Source organism: Salinispora sp. H7-4, assembly GCF_013416675.1.
In the GTDB taxonomy this organism is placed as follows: domain Bacteria; phylum Actinomycetota; class Actinomycetes; order Mycobacteriales; family Micromonosporaceae; genus Micromonospora; species Micromonospora vitiensis.
The window spans coordinates 190280-190695 of the sequence record NZ_JABZED010000003.1 but is presented as its reverse complement, the minus strand read 5'-3'; the positions used below and the strand labels follow the sequence as shown (position 1 = coordinate 190695).

Sequence of the window (416 nt, the reverse complement as noted above, 5' to 3'; positions counted from 1 at the left end):
CCCCGCCGCCCTTGTAGTCGTGGCCCTTTGACTCGTAGCCCTTGTAGTCGTGGCGCTTGTAGTCGTGGCCCTCGCTGCCTCGGTTGTCCTCGGGCATGTAGCCTTCGCTGCCCCAGCCGCCTTCGGACTCGCTGCCCCAGCCGCCTTCGGACTCGCTGCCCCAGCCGCCCTTGGACTCGTGGCCCTTTGACTCGTGGCCCTTGTAGTCGTGGCGCTTGTAGTCGTGGCGCTTGTAGTCGTGGCCCTTGGACTCGTAGCCCTTGTAGTCGTGGCCCTCGCTGCCTCGGTTGTCCTCGGGCATGTAGCCTTCGCTGCTCTCGCGGGCTTCGCTGCCCCAGCCGCCTTCGGACTCGCTGCCCCAGCCGCCTTCGGACTCGCTGCCCCAGCCGCCTTCGGACTCGCTGCCCCAGCCGCCT

1 pseudogene is annotated in these 416 nt (G+C 68.3%); it reads right to left on the bottom strand.

Going from position 1 to position 416, the window contains the following annotated elements:
* Positions 1-416: pseudogene (locus H0524_RS02815) on the bottom strand (hypothetical protein); the annotation flags it as partial.